The organism is Zwartia vadi, assembly GCF_030410375.1.
Lineage (GTDB): Bacteria > Pseudomonadota > Gammaproteobacteria > Burkholderiales > Burkholderiaceae_B > Zwartia > Zwartia vadi.
This window is the reverse complement of sequence record NZ_JAUHHE010000008.1, coordinates 100,488-120,632: the sequence shown is the minus strand read 5'-3', so window position 1 is coordinate 120,632 and position 20,145 is coordinate 100,488. Positions and strand designations below refer to the sequence as shown.

At 52.0% G+C, this 20,145-nt stretch carries 17 protein-coding genes; 8 read left to right on the top strand and 9 right to left on the bottom strand.

Features of this window, described 5'->3' with window-relative positions; translation table 11 throughout:
- Positions 1 to 62: 62 nt before the first annotated feature.
- On the top strand, positions 63 to 1,046 hold the full coding sequence (locus QWY27_RS08745) for a tripartite tricarboxylate transporter substrate-binding protein (protein ID WP_290196758.1): 984 nt from the start codon (positions 63 to 65) through the stop codon (positions 1,044 to 1,046).
- Here QWY27_RS08745 and QWY27_RS08740 read toward each other — a convergent pair.
- Both QWY27_RS08740 and QWY27_RS08735 read right to left on the bottom strand, forming a co-directional pair.
- A complete protein-coding gene (locus tag QWY27_RS08740) occupies positions 1,034 to 1,969 on the bottom strand; it encodes a glycine/sarcosine/betaine reductase selenoprotein B family protein (protein ID WP_290196756.1) in 936 nt (311 codons plus the stop codon). The two genes, QWY27_RS08745 and QWY27_RS08740, sit on opposite strands and share 13 nt — an antisense overlap.
- 19 nt (positions 1,970 to 1,988) lie before the next feature.
- Entirely contained in the window at positions 1,989 to 2,942 is a 954-nt protein-coding gene (locus QWY27_RS08735; RefSeq protein WP_290196754.1) for a DMT family transporter, read from the bottom strand.
- 126 nt (positions 2,943 to 3,068) lie between these two features.
- Between QWY27_RS08735 and QWY27_RS08730 the strand changes: the two genes are divergently transcribed.
- On the top strand, positions 3,069 to 3,908 hold the full coding sequence (locus QWY27_RS08730) for a nitroreductase family protein (RefSeq protein WP_290196752.1): 840 nt from the start codon (positions 3,069 to 3,071) through the stop codon (positions 3,906 to 3,908).
- A gap of 64 nt (positions 3,909 to 3,972) precedes the next feature.
- Here the strand turns inward: QWY27_RS08730 and QWY27_RS08725 are convergent, their stop codons facing one another.
- On the bottom strand, positions 3,973 to 5,703 hold the full coding sequence (locus QWY27_RS08725) for an ABCB family ABC transporter ATP-binding protein/permease (RefSeq protein ID WP_290196855.1): 1,731 nt from the start codon (positions 5,701 to 5,703) through the stop codon (positions 3,973 to 3,975).
- Between the two features lie 198 nt (positions 5,704 to 5,901).
- On the opposite strand from QWY27_RS08725, the gene QWY27_RS08720 reads away from it, so the two are divergent.
- A complete protein-coding gene (locus QWY27_RS08720; RefSeq protein WP_290196750.1) occupies positions 5,902 to 7,137 on the top strand; it encodes a serine hydrolase domain-containing protein in 1,236 nt (411 codons plus the stop codon).
- Here QWY27_RS08720 and QWY27_RS08715 read toward each other — a convergent pair.
- The gene (locus QWY27_RS08715; protein WP_290196748.1) at positions 7,131 to 7,937 is read right to left on the bottom strand and encodes an enoyl-CoA hydratase-related protein; all 807 of its coding nucleotides are present in this window, start codon (positions 7,935 to 7,937) and stop codon (positions 7,131 to 7,133) included. The two genes, QWY27_RS08720 and QWY27_RS08715, sit on opposite strands and share 7 nt — an antisense overlap.
- Positions 7,938 to 8,130: 193 nt before the next feature.
- On the opposite strand from QWY27_RS08715, the gene QWY27_RS08710 reads away from it, so the two are divergent.
- Positions 8,131 to 9,732, top strand: coding sequence for a flavin-containing monooxygenase (locus QWY27_RS08710; RefSeq protein ID WP_290196746.1), 1,602 nt, complete (start codon positions 8,131 to 8,133; stop codon positions 9,730 to 9,732).
- Between the two features lie 80 nt (positions 9,733 to 9,812).
- Here the strand turns inward: QWY27_RS08710 and QWY27_RS08705 are convergent, their stop codons facing one another.
- Both QWY27_RS08705 and QWY27_RS08700 read right to left on the bottom strand, forming a co-directional pair.
- Positions 9,813 to 10,358, bottom strand: coding sequence for a YeeE/YedE thiosulfate transporter family protein (locus QWY27_RS08705; RefSeq protein WP_290196744.1), 546 nt, complete (start codon positions 10,356 to 10,358; stop codon positions 9,813 to 9,815).
- Positions 10,359 to 10,397: 39 nt separating this feature from the next.
- Complete coding sequence (locus QWY27_RS08700; protein WP_290196743.1) at positions 10,398 to 11,009, bottom strand: YeeE/YedE thiosulfate transporter family protein; 612 nt, start codon at positions 11,007 to 11,009, stop codon at positions 10,398 to 10,400.
- 251 nt (positions 11,010 to 11,260) lie between these two features.
- Here QWY27_RS08700 and QWY27_RS08695 point away from each other — a divergent pair, with 251 nt between their 5' ends.
- Positions 11,261 to 12,637 carry a hypothetical protein gene (locus QWY27_RS08695; protein WP_290196741.1) on the top strand — a complete coding sequence of 459 codons (1,377 nt, stop codon included), beginning with the start codon at positions 11,261 to 11,263 and terminating at the stop codon, positions 12,635 to 12,637.
- Positions 12,638 to 12,771: 134 nt separating this feature from the next.
- On the opposite strand, the gene QWY27_RS08690 is transcribed toward QWY27_RS08695, so the two are convergent.
- Together QWY27_RS08690 and QWY27_RS08685 are read right to left on the bottom strand one after the other, a co-directional pair.
- Positions 12,772 to 13,839, bottom strand: coding sequence for an extracellular solute-binding protein (locus QWY27_RS08690; RefSeq protein WP_435433465.1), 1,068 nt, complete (start codon positions 13,837 to 13,839; stop codon positions 12,772 to 12,774).
- 77 nt (positions 13,840 to 13,916) lie between these two features.
- Positions 13,917 to 15,509: an ABC transporter permease gene (locus QWY27_RS08685; protein ID WP_290196740.1), complete on the bottom strand. Its 1,593-nt coding sequence runs from the start codon at positions 15,507 to 15,509 to the stop codon at positions 13,917 to 13,919.
- A 71-nt stretch (positions 15,510 to 15,580) separates the two neighbouring features.
- Here QWY27_RS08685 and QWY27_RS08680 point away from each other — a divergent pair, with 71 nt between their 5' ends.
- The 3 genes from QWY27_RS08680 to QWY27_RS08670 all read left to right on the top strand — a co-directional run bounded on the left by QWY27_RS08680 (position 15,581) and on the right by QWY27_RS08670 (position 19,183).
- Positions 15,581 to 16,657 carry an ABC transporter ATP-binding protein gene (locus QWY27_RS08680; protein WP_290196738.1) on the top strand — a complete coding sequence of 359 codons (1,077 nt, stop codon included), beginning with the start codon at positions 15,581 to 15,583 and terminating at the stop codon, positions 16,655 to 16,657.
- Positions 16,658 to 16,861: 204 nt separating this feature from the next.
- The gene (locus QWY27_RS08675; protein ID WP_290196736.1) at positions 16,862 to 18,754 is read left to right on the top strand and encodes a TRAP transporter permease; all 1,893 of its coding nucleotides are present in this window, start codon (positions 16,862 to 16,864) and stop codon (positions 18,752 to 18,754) included.
- A 9-nt stretch (positions 18,755 to 18,763) separates the two neighbouring features.
- Positions 18,764 to 19,183, top strand: a complete 420-nt coding sequence (locus tag QWY27_RS08670; RefSeq protein WP_290196734.1) for a VOC family protein — start codon at positions 18,764 to 18,766, stop codon at positions 19,181 to 19,183.
- 5 nt (positions 19,184 to 19,188) lie between these two features.
- On the opposite strand, the gene QWY27_RS08665 is transcribed toward QWY27_RS08670, so the two are convergent.
- Positions 19,189 to 20,109 carry a DUF6268 family outer membrane beta-barrel protein gene (locus tag QWY27_RS08665; RefSeq protein WP_290196732.1) on the bottom strand — a complete coding sequence of 307 codons (921 nt, stop codon included), beginning with the start codon at positions 20,107 to 20,109 and terminating at the stop codon, positions 19,189 to 19,191.
- Between the last annotated feature and the right edge of the window lie 36 nt (positions 20,110 to 20,145).

Below are 20,145 nucleotides of genomic sequence, written 5' to 3'. Positions count from 1 at the left end.
ATTCGGCTTCAAGGCACGGCCACATCTGCCCTGAACCGAAAATATTTTAGGAGATACTCAATATGAAAAAGACCCTTGTGCGTACTCTATGCGCCTCCTTATTGCTCGCCGCGGGCGCTTTCTCCGCGAACGCCCAGGACTACCCGAATCGCACCATCACAATGGTGATGCCCTATGCGCCCGGCGGTCCTGGTGACACGATTACGCGACTCTTTGCCGCTGCCATGCAAAAAAATATCGGTCAACAAATCATTGTCGACAACCCTGCCGGAGCAAGCGGTAGTATCGGCACCGCACGGGTTGCACGCTCGGCACCTGATGGGTATACCTTGTTGATGACGCACATCAGCCATGCGACCAACCCGATGATGATTAAAAATCTCTCATATAGCCCTGTGACTGATTTTGAACCGGTCGGCTTGGCGACAGTGGGTCCAATGGTGGTGATCGCTCGCAAAGACTTTCCGCCTGCAAACACCAAAGAATTTGTCGAATATGTCAAAAAAAATCAAGACAAGATCAGCATGGGTAATGCCGGTGTGGGTTCGGCTTCGCACCTTTGCAGTCTGATGTTTATGGATGCCTTGGGCGTCAAGCTCAACACGATTCCTTATAAAGGCACAGCGCCAGCGCTGAATGACTTGATGGGTGGTCAGATTGACATTCTGTGCGATCAGACAACCAGCACCATGAGCCACATTAAAGAAGGCACACGCGTGAAAGCTTACGCTGTCGCTGGAAATAATCGCATCGACTCTTTGCCCGATCTGCCCGCAATCAGCGAAGCAGGTGTCAAAGGCTTTGACCTCAGTATCTGGTTTGGTATTTACGCGCCAAAAGGCACCCCCAAGCCTGTGATTGACAAGCTCTCCGCCTCACTTGCCAAGGCAGTTCAGGATCCCGATGTCAAGGCACGTTTGGCCAGCATGGGCACCTCCCCTGTCTCGCCAGACTTGGCCGTGCCAGCAAAGCTTGCTGAACACCTGAAAAAGGAAATCGACACGCTGGGCCCGCTGCTGCAAAAAGCTGGCGTTCAGGCTAACTGATCGCTTCGCAACGCTTTAGCTGCTTCTTTGGCCCGATCGTTCTCAGCACGCAACCGGGCCAACTCTTGTGGATTGACTCGCGCCACGTTTGAATAATCCTGCTTCCACTCATGCGACGCACTCCAACGCTGGGGTGACTGGACAGTGGTGCGTGCCGCAGGCGCTGACTCCAAAGTACGAAACGCCAACTCAAGCGTTGCCTGCTGAGAAGCCGGGTCGTTTGGCTTGCCAGCCGCGTTGCCCAGAGGAAAATCACTGAACATTGCCCGTGGCACGCCACAGTGTTCGACGATATCTTTTGCACAGGCCAGTAACACCGTCGAAATACCAGCGGCCTCGAGATAACGCGCCACCAAACTCAGCGTCTGATGACAAACCGGACAATTGGGAACGAGTACAGCCGCCTCTACCCCATCTTCCTGGCAACGCCTCAGCACCTCGGGGCAGTCCACCTCAAGTGTGTGACGCTGACTGCGATTAGTCGGGATGCCATGAAAACGTGGCGCCAACCGTCCGATACGACCCGTTGCTGCAGCCGCTCTCATCGCTGGCAATGGAAACCAGGTGTTGCTGTCCTCCATCGTGGTGTTTTTGCGATCAATCGCGACATGCGAGATCCGCACATCATGGTCTTGCGTCACGTCACCTGAGTAGACTTTATAAAATTTCGCTTCTGCGTTATAGGGTGCGCCGATCCCTTGGTCGCCCTTGGCTGGATCATAAGGCGATGCGGTTGTCAGTAAAGCGACCGTCATCTTTGAGAGTGGCGCAACAAGCGGCGTGAAGGGTACCTCCGCATAATGCGCCCACCGATAGGGATTGTCATAACCCAGCGCCAGATACCAGTCTCGCGTACGCGTCATATAAGGAATCGGGACATCCTCATCAGAGGCAAAACCCAGATCGAATTCCGTTTGGCTCATATTGAATCGCTCCCTGATTTTATGAATGCGTTGTTGATTTGACTGTCATCGTACCCAGCATGATGCCAATGATAATCAGCACTGCGGACAAAATTAACGGCAACCCAAGAGTCTCCCCGAGGAAAATACTCGCGCACACCATACCGATGACCGGGACACCCAACAACCCCATCGACACCATGCCGGCCGGTAAGTCCCGGCTCACCAGATTCATGATCCAGTAAGCCAGTCCATTACCAATCAAACAGTTGAATCCAAGCAATAACCAAAGTTCAAGTGTCCATTCAATATGTGGAATGCCCTCAATCACCAAGGCCAACACCAGCTGGACAACTCCACCGACCAGCATTTGCCATGGCAGTAAAGAAAAGGGTGGAGTGACCCATTTATGGGCACGTCCATACACAATTGAAATCGCCCATGATAGTGCGCCCGTCAAGATGAAGGCATGGCCAATCACCACATCGGAGTCGCTCCAATCCATCTGCCCGGGCTGCATGATCAAAATCACGCCTGACAACCCGATCAGCAAACCAAGCATACGTCTGACGGTCAGAGGTTCACTCAAAAAAAACCAGGCGGCGGGGACGACCCAAAGCGGCGATGTATAGGCCAACACAATCGATTTTCCTGCAGGCAAATACTGCAAACCTATACTAATTAGTACTGAGAATCCAACCATGTGAAGCAGGCCAATACTGAAAATAACAGGCAGATCCGCTTTCACTGGAACTCGCAAACGCTTTGTCGCCAGACACAGCACAAAAAATAGCGCGCAAGCGGGGAGAAGTCTCAGGGCAGTGACCCACACAGGCGGGACATACTCCAGGCTCATTTTGGCGATTACCCAATTGCTCCCCCAAATCAAAACCAACAGCATGAGAAGCCACACAGCACGGCGGCGACGGACTTGATCAGCCAGATCGTTTGCCTGAGGTAAAGATTCGTTTGAAGATGCTACTGAAGAAGCCACTGGAACTCCACTTTTCACGTGAGAATACCCTCACGTTCGTTTTAGCGCGATACCCTGGTTATTTTGGCATTGACTGTAACCCAATGTATGCTAAGCCATCTTCACGATAGGATGGAAAGCTAGAAAATGAGCACACAAACATCAAAAGACCTCGACACACTCCTCAAAGCACGCTACGGCCAGGCCCCCCAAGTCCTGAACGTTTTAAACCCCACACTCGAGACACTTTTCCAACACAAGTCCGTACGCGGCTTCACCAGTGAACCCTTGGCCCCGAACACCGCCGAGCTCATGGTTGCCGCAGCCCAATCCGCCTCAACCTCCTCCAACCTGCAAACCTGGAGCGTGGTGGCTGTCGAGGATCAGGGGCGTAAAGACCGCCTGGCCGCGATGGCGGGCAATCAAAAATGGATCAGCGCCTGTCCTTTGTTTCTGGTGTGGGTCGCCGACCTTGCCCGTCTCAAAGCACTGGGCGAGGAACATCAGCACGCCCATGAAAGCCTCAACTACATGGAAATGCTTTTGATGGGAACGATCGATGCCGCACTCGCCGCGCAGAACGCGGCCATTGCAGCGGAATCACTCAACCTGGGCATCGTCTATATCGGCGGTATCCGTAACAAGCCCCTCGACGTCGCGAAAGAACTGGGCTTGCCGCCAATGAGTTTCGCGACCTTTGGAATGTGCGTCGGTCACATCGATCCAGCCGCCACTGCAAAAAACGTAGTCAAACCACGCCTGCCCCAGCGCGCTGTCCTGCATAAAGAGACCTACAATCCGATCGCGCATAAAGAAGCAGTCGATGCCTACAACGCGACTATGGAAAAATTTTATGCCGAACAGTCAATGAAACCGCTTGGTCCTTGGCATATTCAATCCTTGCACCGCGTTCGCGGACCCGAAGCGATGGCTGGGCGCGATCTGTTGGTCGACGCACTCAAGAAACTAGGCTTTGACATGCGCTAATTCAGAATCAAAAAATGGTAAACGAGGGCCTCGGCTCTAAACTGTTCAGTTTTATACGATCAGTTCAGCCCTCGCCCTCTTCTCTTTTCTGCATTTGCCACATCTGTGCGTAGGCGCCATTGGCAGCGATCAAATCCTGATGTGTGCCGCGCTCAATGACACGACCTTGATCCATCACTAAAATCTGGTCTGCGTGCACAATCGTTGATAAACGATGCGCGATGATCAAAGTCGTATGATTGCGCGCAAGGCTGGAGAGCTCGTCCTGCAATGCTCGCTCTGTTTTGGAGTCAAGCGCGGAAGTCGCCTCATCAAAAATCAACATGGCAGGTTTTTTCAGCAAGGTGCGTGCAATCGCAACGCGCTGTTTTTCGCCACCGGATAGTTTGAGGCCGCGTTCGCCCACCTGAGTATTGTATCCATCAGGTAAATGCTCGATAAACTGATTCATCTGTGCCGCACGGGCGGCAGCTTGCACTTCTTGCGGCGTCGCCCCTGGGCGGCCGTACGCAATGTTGTAACCAATGGAATCGTTAAAGAGCACAGTATCCTGCGGAACAATCCCAAGTGCTTGGCGCAAGCTGGCTTGCTGGACGCTGCGCACATCCTGGCCATCCAGCAAAATTCGGCCACCCTGCACATCATAAAAACGAAACAACAAACGCGCCAACGTACTCTTTCCCGCACCACTTCGTCCGACAACGGCTGTTGTTGTGCCTGCGGGAATCACAAAACTCACATCATGCAGGATTTCGCGATTGGACTCGTAATGAAACGAGACATTCTCAAATCTGACCTCGGGACCATTAGCTTGATCCCGAATGCGCAGTGCTGGCGCATTCGGCGCATCCGCGATCTCCCGATCCGACTCCAGCAACGTAAACATCCGATCCAGATCCGTGAGCGACTGTTTGATTTCGCGATAGATCACACCAAGAAAATTCAGTGGAATGTACAACTGGATCATCAAGGTATTGACAAGCACCAGATCGCCCAGTGTCATCGAACCATCAGAAACACCAAGCGTTGCACGCCAGAGAATGAGCACCAGACCTGTTGCGATAATGGCCTGCTGTCCGACATTCAAAAAAGACAGCGACTTTTGCGATTTGATCGCTGCCGCCTGATAGCGCAACAGATTTTCATCGTAACGCTTAGCCTCAAATGCTTCGTTGCCAAAGTACTTCACAGTTTCAAAATTGAGTAACGAATCAATCGCCTTTTGATTCGCGCGCGAATCCATGTCATTCATGGTTCGACGCAAATGGGTGCGCCACTCAGTGACATAAATCGTAAAAACGATATAGATGATCAACGCACTGAGAGTGATGCCTGCAAACCATATGTCATAGTTGTAGGCAAAATAACCCAGCACCAGCAGAAATTCGAGCAATGTCGGCACAATGCTGTAGAGCGAATAAGAAACCAGGGATTGGATCGCCCGTGTCCCTCGCTCAATGTCGCGACTGACACCTCCGGTCTGCCTGGCCAGATGAAATCTCAGCGAAAGTGCATGTAAATGCTGGAATACTTCAAGTGCAATCTGACGCACGGCATGCTGCGTGACACGCGCAAAAAATAATTCGCGCAGCTCCGTGAATAGCGAAGAAGAAAACCTAAGCAAACCGTAGCCAATGATGAGTGCGATCGGTACAACCAGGAGCGCACCTGGCGCATTGTTTCGCACATCCAGCGCATCCACCATGTGCTTGAGCATCACTGGGATACCCAAGTTGGCGAATTTTGCTGCAAGCAAACAGGCAACGGCCAAGGCTACTCGTAACTTGTATTGCATCAAATAGGGCAACAAGTCACCAATAATGCGCCAGTCACTGCGCTGACGCGGGCCTTGCGGGCGATTTGGATCGTTTACAAATTCGGTGGAACGGCGGGTGGAGTGTCTCATGTGCAGATTCTATCGCTGAAACAACTTGACCGTCTCAATAGACCTTCGTGTATAAATTCCCTTCACCTTCTTTTTACTGTCCCTCCCATGAATACCAAGACTGCTAGCACCACAAGCTCCGCCTCTGGACTACGCGATCTGATAAGTGTCCGAGCTGACCTGATCCTGAATGAGGCAGTCTCCACAGGCAAGATTCCTGGTGTGGCTGCAGCGGTTACGACTCCTGGGGACACGCTTTATGAAGGCGCTTTTGGCGTGCGGGCGCAAGGAAAGCCTGCACAGATGACCATCGATACGGTGATGTGGATCGCCTCCATGACCAAACCTTTGGTTGGTGCCGCTGCCATGCAACTTGTGGAGCAGGGAAAACTCAAGCTCGACGATCCGATTGCCCGGGTACTACCTGAGATCGATGCCATCAAAGTCATCACAGGCTGGGATGCACAGGGGCAACCGATACTGCGTCCACCCAAAACATCTATCACATTGCGTCACCTCATGACGCACACCGCTGGCTTTACCTCTGACATCTGGAGTGAAAACTCATCACGCTATCTGAAACTGCACAAACTGCCGCGCGCGGGCTCGGGACAGCGCGACGCGCTGAATATTCCACTGTCGTTTGATCCTGGTGAGCGATGGGAATACGGCATCAACATAGACTGGGTTGGTTTAACAATCTCCGCAGTCACAGGAATGAGACTGGGTGAATACCTGCAGAAAAATATCACTGGTCCCTTGGGTATGGACAGCACAGGCTTCAAGATCACACCGGACATGCGTGCGCGCATCGCCAGCGTTCACTTGCGCAATCCTGCCGATCAATCACTCAGCCTGCTGGACTTTGAAGTCCCTCAACAACCAGAGGTCGACCCAGGCGGCGGCGGGATGTACTCGAGCGCCAGCGATTATCTGCGCTTTACCCGCATGATACTCAACGATGGACATGCCAACGGTCATCAGATTCTTCAGCCTGAAACAATCGCGCTCATGTCACACAATGCGATGGGGCCGTTGCGCGTCAAGATGCTGCGCACCGTCAATCCAAACATGTCGCTCGATGCGGAGTTTTTCCCTGGCGTGGAAAAAACCTGGGGGCTAACTTTCATGATTAATGAAGCGCTCGCCCCCACTGGTCGATCGGCTGGCAGTCTGGCATGGGCCGGATTACCTAACGCCTACTTCTGGATTGATCCTGCCCGCAAGATCGCAGGCGTATTGATGATGCAAATCCTGCCCTTCGTCGATACCTCCGCCATCAAACTGTTCACGGACTTTGAAACAGGGATCTATCAAACACTAAACGGCTTGCCGACTTATTGACCGGGATACCACTTTGGTAAGCGCTTTTCGATAAATGAAGCCGTACCCTCGGCCGCCTCGGCCTGCTGTCGCATATCCGAATGCTGTTTAACCAACTCATCAAACAACGCGTCATCCAAAAAGGAGCCAGCGACCTCCATCGTACGCATTTTAGTGGCCGACACAGCAACTGGTGCATTCATCAATAAGGCATCGACGATACGGGCGCCTGTGGCCTCTAATTCCTCAAGCTTGCAGACCTCATGTGCGAAACCGATGCGCAACGCCACATCCGGACCAAACCGCTCCGAAGACAGCGCATACCGGCGAACATTGCGCACGCCCATAGCCTGACAAAGCTGCGGCAAAATAATCCCAGCGATCAGACCCCAGCGCGCTTCTGTGATGGCAAACACTGCATTGTCTGCAGCCACGACGATATCGCACACTGAAGCAATCCCCGTTCCACCCCCGAAACACCCCCCTTGAATGAGCGCTACCGTCGGAATCGGGACAATGTCCAAACGACGTACCGCCTCGGCGGTTAAGCGAGATACACGCTCGTTCTCGGCGGGAGACGTATGCGAGACGCTGGAAATCCAAGCAAGATCCGCACCTGCCTGGAAATGGCGTCCGTTGCCTTTAATCACAACCACGCGCGCATCGGGCTTGGGACCCAACAAGTCAAGCGCCTGGTGCAAACCGTCGATCATGTCACCGTTATAAGCATTGTTGACCTGTGGACGATTCAACGTGACGGTCACGACACCGCGCGCGTCCACATCACATAAAACAGTGCCTTGTCCGAGTTCCTTTGTCATGATTTCCCCTTTCTCTTTCTGAGAGAGCATTACGTTTTTTTGAGTGTCACTTAGCATAACTCGTAAAGCCCATCGCGTCCTTGGGGTCAACTGCCTCGGGGATCCCTACATTCGACACAGTTTGATGTACTATTTTCGGATCATTTCAACAATAATTTGATTCATTCAAACCAACGAGACAGCAGAAGATTCCATGCAAACATTAGACGCCATCATCATAGGGTCTGGCTTTTCAGGCATGTATCAACTCTATAGCCTGAGGGACAAGCTTGGCATGACCGCCAAAGTCCTTGAAGCAGGGAGCGGCGTCGGAGGAACCTGGTTCTGGAATCGATACCCCGGTGCGCGGTGCGACTCTGAGAGTCACACCTACATGTATTACTTTTCCAAAGAAATTATTCAAGAATGGGAATGGTCCGAACGCTATCCACAGCAGCCTGAAATTTTGCGCTATCTGAATTTTGTCGCGGACAAGTTGCAACTGCGCTCTGATATCGAACTCAACACACGCATGTCGCAAGCCCATTTCGATGAGGCGTCCAATCGTTGGTCTGTGAAAACTGAAAACGGCCAGGAATACAGCGCGAAATATCTCATTACTGCCGTTGGCTGCCTCTCATCGGCCAATATGCCCAAGATCAAAGGCTTGTCAGACTTTAAGGGCAAGTGGTATCACACCGGACAGTGGCCGCATGAAGGAGTCGATTTCACAGGCAAGCGCGTCGGTGTGATCGGCACAGGTTCGACCGGCATTCAAGCGATCCCTGTAATTGCTGCGAGTGCAAAACATCTGACCGTTTTTCAGCGCACCCCTAATTACAGTTTGCCCGCACGCAATGCACCACTCACACCAGAGTTCAAAAAATATGCGAAGGAGCATGCGGACGATATTCACAAAATTATGACCAGCAATACCAATGGCCATGGTTTTTACATTGAAGATCAGTCCGCGCTTGATGTGCCCGAGGCAGAGCGCCTCAAGGCATACGAAAAAAAATGGGAACAAGGCGGCTTTCAGTTCCGCGCCCTGTACCGTGACATCCTCACCAGCGCCGAGGCTAATGAAACAGCGGCCAACTTTATCCGGAACAAAATCAAACAAATCGTCAAAAAACCTGAGGTTGCCGAGCTTTTAGCGGATATCGATCACCCATTCGCCGCCAAACGTCCTCCGGTGGATTCCAACTATTTTGAAACATACAACCGCGATAATGTATCGCTCGTCGATATTCGCAAAGCGCCGATCGAGTGCATCACTGCAAACGGTATCCAAACAACCGATCAGGAGTATCCGCTCGATATCATCGTCTTTGCCACGGGCTTTGACGCGATGACCGGCTCCTTGGTCAAGCTCGACATCACCGGTCGCAATGGCAGATCTCTCAAAGAATACTGGCACGCGGGTCCACGCACCTATCTCGGTCTGCAGATTCCAGGCTTTCCGAACATGTTCACCATCACCGGTCCGGGCAGTCCCTCTGTATTGTGCAATATGCCGCCTGCCATCGAACAGCATGTCGAATGGATCACTCGTTGCATTCAACACATGCAGGCAAAAGGTCTCGCGTGTATCGAGGTTCCCGAAACGTCGGGAGATCTTTGGCAGGCAGAAGTCGATGCGGCTGCAAACGCTACCTTGCTTCCAAAGGTCAAACACTCGTGGTATCTCGGTGCGAACGTACCGGGCAAGCCACAAGTGTTTATGCCCTATGCGGGCGGTTTAAGTCGCTATCGCGACATTTGCGAAGAAGTGATCAAGGATAACTATCGTGGCTTTGTGTTTCGATCTGCTTAATCGAGTAGTCGATAAACCAATCGATCAAGCAGCCGTGCAATGAGTCAGATCATTCGCAAATGCAGTCGCTGATTTGTTTTTTACTTCCCGCTCTTTTCAACCCAGGCAAATAGCGCGATCGCAATCACAATCAGTACGCCGTATATTGACCATGCCGGCATATGCATGATCTGCGGCAGTGTCACTTTACCAAGCTTGCCAACTGACAAAATGTTGGCGCGTACCCACTCGAAAGAGAACGCGTATAAAACTGCCCCAAGGATCATCCCTGCCGCCCCGACTAGCGCGTGGATACTTCCTGTGCCAATCGCGGCGATACCCGTGCCCGGACAGTACCCGTATAGCACCATCCCCACTCCAAAAATCGCCGCACCAATAATCGTACCCAGCATATTGGCATCGCGGACATGCCATTTTGCGAGCTCCATATTATTGAGAACCAACACACCAATGCCGCCCACAATAATCGCAGGGAACATCACCTTGAGTACGGTGAAATCTTTGAAACGAAACTGATTCACGATCACGTTGTAATCAGTGACCTTGCCACGTTGCAAGAGCCAGCCAAATGCGAAACCAAACACAAGCGCCAACAAGAGGGCGCCTTCACCTTTAATTGGAAACATAACGTACTCCTTGAGAATTTCTATTCGGCGAATTTGAATTTAAGAAGCGTTTGAGCGCGAGCCGCGATAAACAATCGCTGCGGTGATCGCTCCGGAAATGAACATCACCGCTAAAAATGTCCAACCCACCACCGCAAGTTGCAAGGATTGAGAAATCCCGTTGCCGCTTGTGCAGCCACCCGCCATACGTGCTCCATACATTGCCAGTGCGCCACCAATGAATGCGACGATAAATCGACGCGTTTTCGAGGTGCCAAAACGTTCTTGCCACACACCGGGGATCGACTCGAACTTAAATGTCTTTGAGACCACCGCCGAGGCTAGCGCGCCAAAAAACGTACCAACCAAAAATAAAGTTCCGTAATCCAGCTTCATGACATTGCTCTTCCAGTAAGCATTGCTTGCTACTGTTTCAGCACCGATGATTGGTGAAACAACACCGCCTGCGATTTGTCCAATTGCCGTGGTGATGCCAAGCGGAGCAGCCACGACGACGAATACGATCCAACTGAGTACGCCAATCCCGATACCAACCAGATATGGTGACCAGCGTCCGGCCAGTCTTCCACCAGAGTGCGCTTGTTGTTGCAGTTGTTGTGACATGTTCTTTCTCCTGTTCAATGAGTGCTGCCAGGTGACTTTCTTGAGCACACAGATAATATATAAAACAATATTATGTCTTTAAATAGATAAATCAGTTTGATTTTGTCTTCGCTTGATATATGTCAACCGAACACTTCAAGGAGGCAAGCTCTTGGCTGTCGCGTTTGTGCCACAGGGGCCTCATCCCTCCCGGTGCCCACTGAGCCGATTTGGGCAACTTGGTGACATGGGCTACTAATGCGATAATCCCTAGTTGTACAGATGTCTTTTACTCACTTCAAATTTGAGGCTTTCCGCTCATGGCACAAGAATTGGATTTGCTAAAAATCGCCCAAGAAGAACAGAACGGCGATCTTTTCAAGATGCTCGATGGCATTTACAAGCGTTCATCGGTGAAACCCGCTGATTGCCCTGACGCAATCATCTGGGAAGGCGGCAATGCCCACGGTGGCGTCAAGCCCGTTGCGCATGCGTTCACCGACATGTTCGCGCTGAATGGCACACTGATGGCTTTGGATGTGCTTGGCTTGCCCTTTTTGGGCGTCCCAATGATGGCTCAGTTCCGTCACGACAGCAAACTCAAGTCACTAGAGTGGTTTGGCAAGCTCGATTACACAGCGCTCAAGTGGTCAACAGCCGGTGACTTCATGGTCAACGAAGGCGGTAAAAAAGTCGTCGTAAACGGCAAGTCGGCCAACGCCCCCTTGCGTACCGCAGCAGGCGTGTATTGCAACGTCCGCCCCTACGGCGGCATCACCAGCATCCGTTTCATGCCCGGCCTGCCCTATTCGCAGGACAAAAAGAAATTCAACGTTGATCATGCAACAGGTGTGATCCACTCTGAAATGAACACACCCGGCATTCGTATGGCTTATGCCGCTCGTCTCTTTCTCAAAATGGTGCACGAGACCGGTCAGATCGGTCGTGTCGCAACCAAGCCCACGCAGGCTCAAGAAGACGCCATCAACGCAGGCATCATGCGCTGGTTGATGAAGGGCACCAAGTTCAAACTCAAGCGCCAATACACCGTCGATGCATACGAAGAGCACCGCGCCAGCGTGGATGCCATCGTGGCCTTGCTCCCCAAAGATTTCAAAGCCGGTATGGAAAACTGGGGCGGAGATATCTACGAGCACATTTCCGACACAAACTTCGGTCTGTTGTTGCACGACATGATTCGTCAGCGTCCTTGCATCGTTTACGCAACCGATTTGGACGGCGATCGCCTCACCGACTTAATGGCAGACGCGCCTGACGTCCTGCGTGACTGGGGCCAGATGGTTCTGGACAAAGTCGGCGCCAAGGTCGACATGAAGAAGCTCTGGACCGAAATGGGTTTCACCATGACCAACGGTAAAGACATGACCAGCGTGATGTATCGCGTGCATGGCGCACCGATCTACGAACAGACGCTTGGCTCAGCCGATGCCATGTTGTTACGTTTGCTAGATGGTGACGAAACCGTCGGCGGCGAAAAGCAGCCTTATGATCCCCGTATTCACTTTGTCTTGATCAACGAGGCTTACAAGGCCGCGAACCCAGGCAACAAAGAGCTCGCCAACTGGCTCGACGCGCAACTCGCTACTTTCGACAAGATCTACGCAGGCGAGCGTCCACGCTACATTGATGGCTACAAGAAGCTCAAAGCAGCAATCCGTCCCTGGGGCTCTGCTTAACTCCCTGATGACCTAGTCTCTTACGGCTAGGCTCAGTTTTACTGTCGTAAAAAAATCCCGCGAGATTAAAAACTCGCGGGATTTTTACTTCTTCACTTCTTCTTCACTTCTTCTTCACTTTCTACACTTGCTGCTTATTTAAAGCCTGCACGATCCAAAATTTTCTGTGCGTTGATCTGATTGCGTCCCATCGCAGCGACAGATACATTTTCAACTTTAAAGTCGCCAAGATTTTTAAGTCCAGGATTCTCCACACTGACAGACTTGACCGCGGGCCATTCGTTATTGCCATCAGCAAAATAAACCTGTGCGGCGTCTGTCGCAAGATACTCAAGGAATTTCTTTGCTGCCTCGGGGTGAGGCGCATTTTTAGCGATGCCACCTCCTGCGATGTTGATGTGCGTTCCGCTCGTCTCCTGATTAGGCCATACGAATCCAACCTTGGCCATCAGCGCCTGATCCTCTGGTTTTGTCGAACGCATCATGCGCACAAAATAATAAGAGTTCGTCAACGCTACGCCGCACTCGCCTGATGCCACGGCTTTGATCTGATCGGTATCGCCACCACGCGGGGCACGGGCTTGATTTGCAACCATGCCTTTTGCCCATTTTTCCGTTGCGGCCTCACCATTGCGTTCTATCATCGCCCCAACCAAGGACAGCATGTAAGGATGCGAACCGGAGCGCGTGCAAACTTTTCCCTTGTTGACTGGATCAGCAAGCTTTTCATACGTATCGACGTTTTCAGGTTTGACCCGCGCTTTGTTGTAAACGATCACGCGAGCGCGAGTCGAATACCCTACCCATGCATTGCCACCGCCTTCGGCCTTTGCTCTGAGGTTTTCAGGAATACGTTCGTCGATATAGGCTGACTGGATCGGCTGGAACATGCCATCTTTTTCAGCACGCCATAATCTGGCTGCATCCACCAGCAAAATGACATCGGCAGGACTTTTGGCGCCCTCGCTCTTTAGCCGCTCAAGCAAAGCATTGTCACTGGCCTCGATCCGGTTGATCTTGATCCCCGTGGCCTTGGTAAACCCGCCATATAAAGCCTCATCCGTCTGATAATGGCGCGCAGAATAGATATTGAGCGCTTTATCAGATTGCCCTGATTGCGTTGTCTGAGCGTTGGCGGCAACTGCAACTGTCATCGACATCACCCCCACGGCCAGGGCGTTTAAGACCACATGCTTGTTCATCAGATATTTTCCGTCTAGTAAAAGTCATTCGCTCAACCAGCGAGTAATGACATTCTATCACTAAATGCGAATCATTATCAATATCGATTGGCTTTGGACATGGCGCGTGAAAGAAGAATGACGGGGATCAAGCCCGCGATCACAATGGTCAAAGAGGGCAAGGCAAGCTCGGATAAGCGCTCATCTGCTGCAAGCTGATAGGTTGCGACAGCAAGCGTGTCAAAGTTAAACGGACGCAACAACAAAGTAGCGGGCAGCTCTTTCATGACATCGACAAAGACAAACAAACCGGCAGTCAACACACTGCGTTTGAGCAATGGAAAATGGATTGCCCGCATTGTTTGCCAAGGCGTCGCCCCAAGCAAGGCGGCTGTACCATCCATGGAGGGTGTTATACGAGACAATCCGGCCTCCACACTCTGCAGACTCGAGGAAAGAAATCTGATTAGATAAGCGTAGATCAAAACAGATACCGTCGCAGACATAATCCAGGCGATCTGAAAAAGCCCCAACACAGACAAAATACCCACAGCCAACACCGCTCCAGGCAATGCATAACCCAAACCGAGCAGACGATTGACCCATTGCAAAGTCGGGCTTTTAGTGAGCCGGGCACCATAGGCGAGCAACAAGGCACACGCAACGGAGATCAGTGCCGTGATCGCCGACAAACCGAAAGAGTTTTGCATCCAGTCCAGGTAGCGGGCATCCAGACTCAGTCCTTGCTCGACCAACAGCTTAAGCAAGGCGGCCACAGGCAATAAAAACGCACACAGCAAGGTCGTCCCGCATATCGCAAAGGCCCAGAACGCCTTTTTCCCTCGAAGCTGGCGTGGCGGTGCGGGACGTTGTACGACACCAGAACTCACGTAGCGCATGCGCGCGCGATTAGTCTGCTCGATGTAGAAAATCAAAATGACAAATACGAGCAATCCAAGTGAAAGCTGCACAGCCGCCAGACGATCACTAAAGGACAACCAAGCTCTGAAGATACCTGTGGCAAACGTCTCCACGCCAAAATACGCCACAGCTCCGTAGTCGGCCATCACCTCCATCAATGCGAGCGCCATTCCAGCGAAAATCGCAGGACGAGACATTGGCAGCACCAACCGATAGAACGCTTGAAAACCGCTATAGCCTAAAGTTTCAGCCGCCTCTGACAAACGACCGCTTCGGTCCAGAAATGACGTACGGGCAATCAGGTAGACATAAGGAAATAAACAAAAAGAAAAGGACCACATCGCTCCGCCCAGTGAACGGGGATCCGGAAAAAACCACAACTGCTCCATTCCGAGGATGTTACGCAAGGCTGTCTGGATCGGTCCTGAGAACTGAAGGATGTCGACAAAGAGATAGGCCATGACGTAGGTCGGGATTGCAAGCGGCAAAATCAGGGCCCACTCGAAAATCTTTTTTCCGGGAAACTGGAAATTAGCGACCAGCCAGGCATTGCCAACACCAAGAACAAAAACACCAAAACCAACCCCAACCAGCAACAAAAGGGTGGACGTGACATACTGTCCCAGCACGTAGTCCCACAGGTGCTGCAGGGTGCCCTGGCGGCTGAGCTCCTGGGCAGTCTCGCTACTCCCTTCGCTGAAAAAGGGAATGAACAGGCCAAGCAGCGGCAAAGACAACAATACTGCGATCAGGACAACGACTCGACTCATTAGCGATGCGCTCGGCTCAAAATAAAAAAGGGTTCTAGAATCAAACTGCTGTTAATGAGAAAATTATAAAGATGAATACCCTGCCACCTTTGCTTGCCTTGGATCACGTTGAGATCAGTTATCCCCGTCTGGATGGTCCGGGACGGGTACCGATCGTTCGGGATTTAACCCTCAGTCTAGCCCGAGGCAGCATTGCGTGTTTGCTCGGCCCCTCTGGTTGCGGCAAATCAACGATCCTCCGTGCGATTTGCGGCTTTGAGGCCCTACAGCAAGGAACCGTCAGTCTGCATGGCAAGGTCGTTAGTGCGCCGGACATCCTCGTCCCGCCAAACCTGCGAAAAGTCGGTATGGTCTTTCAGGATTTCGCGCTTTTCCCTCACCTAAGCGTATTAGAAAACGTCATGTTCGGCTTACGCGCCCTTGCGCCCGCCAAACGCCGAGAGGTTGGACTGCAATGGCTCGAACGGGTCTCACTCGCTGACAAAGCAGGTTCCTACCCGCACGAATTAAGTGGTGGTCAACAACAACGTGTCGCCCTCGCACGTGCGATGGCACCCGAACCCGATTTGATTTTGCTCGATGAGCCCTTCTCAAGTCTCGATATTGATTTACGCGAAAGACTCGCCAGCGAAATGCGCGATATTCTCAAAGCCAACGGCGTGACCGCTCTGCTCGTCACGCACGACCAGTTCGAAGCTTTTGCAATCGCCGACCATATAGGCGTCATGTCCGAAGGGCGCATTGTGCAATGGGACACGCCCTACGATCTTTATCACGAGCCCGCCAATCGCTATGTCGCGGACTTTATCGGCCGAGGAGTGTTCCTCAAAGGCATCATCCAGCCCAACGCGATGGTCAAAATCGAGCTAGGTGAACTCCAGCTCGACAACGATCATCATGATCCCTTAGGCACAGAGGTCGATGTTCTATTGCGAGCAGATGATATCCAGCATGATGATGACAGCCAACAATTAGCTGAAGTCGTTCGCAAAACCTTCAGAGGCGCTTACTTCCTCTACACGCTGCGCCTACCTTCCGGTCAGGAAGTGCTTGCCTATGTGCCTAGCCATCATGATCACTCGCTGGGAGAAAAGATCGGCATCAGACTCGGTGTCGATCATGTCGTGACCTTCTCTGACAAAGAATGATTTAGGCTACCTTAAATACTGGTATCGACCCACGATGCTTGCATCATCTACAGGTAAACCCTGAATTTAACCAAAAGCAGCCCAATCGGGCACTCTGCCTGTGTAGAATCGCTGAGCCTTAACCGGTAATGCTGACGCTTTGCTCCAAAAACTTTAAGTCGAATGGAGCTTTCATTCAGTCAGCGCAAACCAAAGGATATCAACATGCAGGTAATTTCCGACGAAAGCGTTGCCGTAGACCCAAGCTCAAAAATTCTTAAAAAGCTGATCACAGTCATCGCTGTCACGATGTCTCTGTATCACATGTACGTAGCTGGATTCGGTCCGCCAGAGGCAGTCGTTTTCCGCGGCACCCATTTGATGTTCGCACTAGCCTTGGTTTTTTTGCTGTACCCGTCGAAAGCCGAGGGCGGTTTGATCCCGCGCTCCTACGACATGCTGATTTTGGCGCTCGGTCTAGCGGCTATCGCACATATTTTCATCGACTACGAAAACTTCACCAATCGAATCATCTACATCGATGAACTCACGAAAGCGGATTTATTCTATTCCTTCGTCATGGTGATCGTCGTCCTCGAAGGAACGCGACGTGTCATTGGCTGGGCCCTTCCGATCACCGCGATTCTTTTTGTGATCTATGCGGCCTTCTTTACCCAGGTAAAGTTGCCAGTCCTGATGGAACAGCTCTATCTTTCGACAGAGGGCATTTTTGGCTCTACGCTCGGCGTCTCGGCGTCCTATGTGATGTTGTTTGTAATTTTTGGCGCGTTCATGGAAAAGAGCGGAACCGGTCAGCTTTTCATGGACTTTGCCATGGCATTAACCGGACGCAGTGCTGGCGGCCCCGGCAAAGTCGCAGTGGTCAGCTCTTCACTCTTTGGGACTGTTTCAGGTAGTGCCGTTGCCAACGTCATGGTTGATGGCCCCATCACAATTCCCTTGATGAAGCGAACAGGATTCAGACCTCCATTCGCGGCAGCTGTGGAATCGGTCGCCTCTACAGGCGGTCAGTTGATGCCTCCAGTCATGGGAGCGGCAGCTTTTGTGATGGCCGAATTTTTATCCGTTCCCTACGCTCAAGTCGCCTTGTGGGCTGTGATTCCAGCTTTGCTTTATTACGCTTCTGTTTTCTTTGCCGTTCACTTTGAAGCCAAGCGTTACGGGCTAGGAGGCGTGCCTGAAAATGAACTGCCAAAGTTTGGCCAAGTCATGCGGCAACGAGGCCATCTATTTATTCCTATTCTGATTATCCTCGTCGGCCTGTTCATGGGCTTCTCAGCTCCGCTGTGTGCTTTGGTCGCGGCGATTAGCTGTCTGCCCGTCGCGCTGGCTCGCAAACTGACGCGTCAAGGCATCACATGGATGACCGTCATCAACGCACTTGAAGAAGGCGCGCGCAATGCGCTGTCCGTTGCCATGGCCTGCGCATGTGCAGGCATCGTGATTGGCTGCGTCACGATCACCGGTCTTGGCATTGTTTTCACGCAGGTTGTGATCGAACTGGCGAACAACTCGTTGTTCCTCGCCCTGCTACTCACCGCAATGGCCGGTATCGTGCTGGGCATGGGGATGCCTACAACGCCTGCTTACATTGTGATGGTCTCCTTGCTGATTCCCGCAATCATCAAACTCGGCGTTGCAGTGCCTGCCGCGCACATGTTCGCGCTCTACTTTGCGATCTTATCGGCGATCACTCCACCCGTTGCGTTGGCAGTCTTTGCAGCAGCAAGTCTGGCGAAAGCGAATATGTGGGACTCGGGCTTCGCAGCCATGCGGGCGGCAGCACCCGCTTATATCGTCCCTTTCATGTTTGTCTATGAGCCTTCCTTACTACTGATCTTCAATGACGATACGTCATATCTGACTGTCTTCTGGTCCGTGATGACGGCAATGATCGGAGTGATCGCTCTTGCAGGCGGATTTTTCGGTTGGCTCGTTGGTTACGCCACAACGTTTCATCGAGTCTTACTGATCCTCGCGGCGATTTGTTTGATCAAACCAGGCCTGATCACTGACACGATTGGTTTTGGATTGCTCGCTTTCGTTGCGATCGCGCAGTGGTACCAGAACAAGAAAAATGCGGCACTCCCTGCCTAGGATGCTCAAATGAATAGCGCCATGATCCATCTGTCGATCCCGATTAAAGATATCGCTTCAACCGTGAGTTTTTATCGGGACATTTTGGGTTGCAGCATCACGCGTCAGCAGGTTGATCGACTGGATATCGATTTTTTTGGTCATCACATGGTAGCGCAGCTTTCAGAGCTCGAGGCCTCTCACAAATCCATCACCATCGGACGCGGCAATTATCCCTTGCGTCACTTTGGTGTGATTGTGAAACCTGAAATTTACGATCGCATGCTCGCGAGCCTGATGTCCGCGAAAGTGGAATTCGCGATGGCGCCCGACCGTATCTTTGTTGGTACCCCACGCGAACAGTCGGTATTTCTTGTCTTTGACTTTTCAGGCAACGCTGTTGAGGTCAAAGGCATGCCCGATCCTCAACAGGTTTTTTCAGTGGATTGAAACGCTCAGAACCGCTTGGACAAAGACAAGGCCATTGCGAAGCCAGTCTGATAATTCGTGCTGTACTGAGTTGTGCCTGAAGTGTCTGTCGCAGAGAGTCGACCCGCCGTCGTCGCCGCCGCATACAGATCCACACGCGTCGTCCGATCAATTGCATAGGATAATCGTGCAAAGACAGGGACAAAGCTATTTTGTCCGATTCCGTTTGCCACGGGGCTATTCTCGTTTAGACGAAAACGATAAGAGCGATACGCACCACCCGCTGCAATACTCCAACGTTCTGTCATTGCGTAAGAAAGCTCAAGACCCGCGCCTCCGGCCGGCCCGGCTGGCAATGAGTTACCTAGACGCAGCTTATCTGTAATATTCCAATTCACAAGCAGATAGGGAAAGACTTTTGTCTCGTCTATTTGGCGGAACACGCCCGCTCCCACACCGAGGGTCAGATCTTTGGAGAAAGTCCGGGCGACACTCATGACTGCACCATACGTCGCGGTGCCACCTGTGCCCGTTCCAGTCTCGCCGGACCATTCAACGGTCGGCGAAAAACCAATTCTCCATTCAGGGCTGGGGGAATAGCCAAAACTCATGCCGAGTGCGGGAGTACTAATCGCCGTCCATGGGGCCTGTCCACCAAATGCCTGAGGATCACTCCAAGACCATTTCTGATAGTTGTAACGTGCATTCACACCTGCTGAAAAGGCACTCGTCACTTGTCTCGTGACGCTCACGTTTGCCGAACCATCCTGCCAATTAAAACTGCCTCCTCCATCCACGATACGCGTGTTGAATTGGCTCAAGCCTGTGATACCCACGGACACACTCGTTTCGCCAGGCGCCTGACGAGGTTGTGCAACAAGGCTTGTAGACAAGGCTGACAGGATAAGCGCAAAACTCACGCGTAGAGGACTAGGAATGCTATACATATTCAACCATCCTTTTATACAGATCAAACAACGAGC